1 protein-coding gene and 1 other annotated feature are annotated in these 1,793 nt (G+C 65.1%); the gene reads left to right on the forward strand.

Features of this window, described 5'->3' with window-relative positions:
- The first annotated feature begins 191 nt into the window (after nt 1-191).
- Nucleotides 192-1,432, forward strand: a protein-coding gene (locus VFQ05_19120) for an IS3 family transposase (GenBank protein HET9328883.1) whose coding sequence is annotated in 2 segments (ribosomal slippage) — nt 192-474 and nt 474-1,432 — 1,242 coding nt in all. Because the reading frame shifts where the segments join, the coding sequence is not laid out codon by codon here.
- Nucleotides 470-586: a sequence feature (AL1L pseudoknot), on the forward strand. Its footprint overlaps the gene before it by 117 nt.
- Nucleotides 1,433-1,793: the final 361 nt, after the last annotated feature.

The raw sequence follows: 1,793 nt of genomic DNA on the forward strand, positions 1-1,793 counted from the left end.
ATCCCGGGAGCGACCACTCTCGATTGCCTCGAGCGACTTCGTGGACTGGCCCGCCGCAAGCCCGACATCCTGCGTCGCTGGTGATCCTGGCGAGCGAGCCGGTTGTGTCGGCGTAGAACAACTCGCAGCCACAAGACAGACTGAACCGCGCCGGGATTCCCGGAGGCTCCATTCCTTGAGAGGATGGGGTCATGCCACGAGCCAGCAGGTTTTCCCCGGAGGTCCAGGACCGTGCGGTGCGGATGGTCCTGGAGCGTGAAGGCGAACACGGATCGAAGTGGGCAGCGATCAAGTCGATCGCGGAGAAGATCGGCTGCACGGCCGAGACGCTGCGCCGCTGGGTGGCGCAGGCGGAGCGGGACCAGGGCCGGCAACCGGGGCTGACCACCGATGAGCGACAACGGTTGAAGCATCTCGAGCGAGAGAACTTCGAGCTGCGGCGTGCGAACGAGATTCTGAAGAAGGCGTCGGCGTATTTCGCCCAGGCGGAGCTCGACCGCCGAGCGAAGTGATGGTGCGGTTCATCGATGAGCATCGCGCCGCCTATGGGGTCGAGCCGATCTGCGAGGTGCTGCCGATCGCCCCGTCGGTCTACTACCAGCACAAGGTGTGGCAGGCGCAGCCCGAGAAGCGCCCGGCGCGCATGAAGCGCGACGAGGAGTTGCGCGGACACATTCGTCGAGTGTGGAACGACAACTTCGAGGTGTACGGGGTGCGCAAGGTGTGGCGCCACCTCGTGGAGCGGGAAGGCCGGAGCGTCGCACGTTGCACCGTGACGCGGCTGATGCGCGACCTGGGCCTGCAGGGCGCGATCCGCGGTCGACGCTTCAGGATCCCGACCGGTTCCGACACCGCGGCGGTGCGCCCGCCGGACCTGGTCGAGCGTCGCTTCACCGCGACACAACCGAACCAACTGTGGGTCGCGGACCTGACCTACGTGGTGACGTGGCGCGGGTTCGCCTACGTCGCGTTCGTGGTCGATGTGTTCTCGCGACGGATCGTGGGCTGGCGAGCGTCCAACTCGCTGCGTAGTGACTTGGCACTCGATGCGCTCGAGCAGGCGCTCTGCGACCGTCCGGTGAGCGAGCGTGAGCGGTTGGTCCATCACAGCGATCGTGGTGTGCAGTACCTGTCGATCCGCTACACCAATCGACTCGCCGAAGCCGGCATCGAGCGCTCCGTCGGTAGCAGGGGCGACTCGTACGACAATGCCCTCGCCGAGTCGGTGATCGGCCTCTACAAAACCGAGCTCATCCGTCGACGCGGTCCATGGAGGGGAGTCGAAGACGTCGAGTTCGCGACGCTCACTTGGGTCGCGTGGTACAACGGCAGTCGTCTGCACGAGTCGCTGGGCTATCTTCCGCCAGCGGAGTTCGAGCAGGCCTTCCACAGTCGTCAGGCCGATGCGGTCGCGACGGCGGTACTCACGTAGCGAGTCCTCCGGAGAAACCGGCGCGGTTCAGCCGTCTTACACATGGACCGCGTGCGAGCCCTCGAGGGCGGGGCCAGCCGCGGAATTGCCTGCGACATTGACCCACGCGATCCTAGGCAGTCCGTCCCGGATGAACTTGAGGCTTATGTCGGGAACGGCCTCGCCGTCCCTGATGCGCTTCATAGCGCAGAGGGGAGATTCGCCGAAGAATGCGCAACGGCACTACGCACCGTTCTAGCCCAAACCTGGATGAAAAACCCCAACTCACGTCAGTGGAAAGAGGGTCTCCCGGTGTTCCTGTGCGGTGGCGGAGCCCGGATGCGCTTCTACAACCGGCTTGTCGGCCATTCAATAGCTCTCC

Source organism: Candidatus Eisenbacteria bacterium (assembly GCA_035712145.1).
Classification (GTDB): Bacteria; Eisenbacteria; RBG-16-71-46; order RBG-16-71-46; family RBG-16-71-46; genus DASTBI01.